The 867-nt window shown below is 59.1% G+C and carries 1 protein-coding gene; it reads right to left on the bottom strand.

The genetic code is table 11. The annotated features are described in order from the left end of the window. Positions 1-21: 21 nt before the first annotated feature. Positions 22-785, bottom strand: a protein-coding gene (locus tag A7X77_RS32890) for an IS5 family transposase (RefSeq protein WP_156668220.1) whose coding sequence is annotated in 2 segments (ribosomal slippage) — positions 22-455 and positions 455-785 — 765 coding nt in all. Because the reading frame shifts where the segments join, the coding sequence is not laid out codon by codon here. Positions 786-867: the final 82 nt, after the last annotated feature.

Genomic DNA, 867 nt, shown 5'->3' with positions numbered 1-867 from the left:
TAGGCCGTGGTGACAAATTAACTATTTGAGCCAAAGCATGATGCTTGCCAGCTTGATGAAGCCGAGGAAATTGGCTGCGAGTTTGTCGTAGCGTGTGGCGAGACGTCGCCATTGTTTGAGCTTGGCGAAGAAGCTCTCGATGCCCCAGCGCTGCTTGTAGGCGATGCGATTGTAAGCATGCTGGTGCTTGCGATGGCGTCGCGGCGGAATGACCGGTTCACCGCCCTGATCAAGGATGATGTCATGCAGGCTGTCGGCATCATAGGCGCGGTCGGCGAGCACCTGTTTGGCTGGCAGTCCCCGAACGAGGTCGCAAGCCGGAGCCATGTCGTTCTGCTGTCCTGGGCCGAGATGGAAACGAACCGGCAGCCCGAGGGCATCCACTACAGCATGGATTTTGCTGCCAAACCCGCCACGGGAGCGGCCGAGAGCCTGGGCTTGCGATCCCCCCTTTTACGGCGTCCGCCAGCCGCTTGCGCCTGTGCTCGGATCACGGTGGCATCGATGGATAGCCATTCCATATCCGGATCGGCAGCCACCGCTTCGAATATCCGGTCGAATACACCTTGATCGATCCATCGGTAGTAACGCCGTTTGACTGTCTGATACGGGCCGAAGCGGTCTTCGGGCAGATCGCGCCAACGCGCACCGGAGCGGGCCAGCCACAAGATCGCATCGAAGAACCGCCGTCCGTCGCTGCGGGGACCCCGCCTGCCTTTGCGACCGCCAGGCACGAACGGCTTCAACAGATCCCACTGATCGTCCCGGAGAACTTCACCTTCCATCGCTGACCTCCAAAAGTCAGCGTTGAATCTGATTTGCTCCTCAAACGGAATCCCAATTCGTTAATTTGTCACCACAGCCTAG

Origin of the sequence: Rhizobium bangladeshense (assembly GCF_001662075.1) — a bacterium.
GTDB classification, from domain to species: domain Bacteria; phylum Pseudomonadota; class Alphaproteobacteria; order Rhizobiales; family Rhizobiaceae; genus Rhizobium; species Rhizobium bangladeshense_B.
The sequence above is the reverse complement of the archived record's forward strand: the minus strand, read 5'-3'. Positions and strand labels throughout refer to the sequence as shown.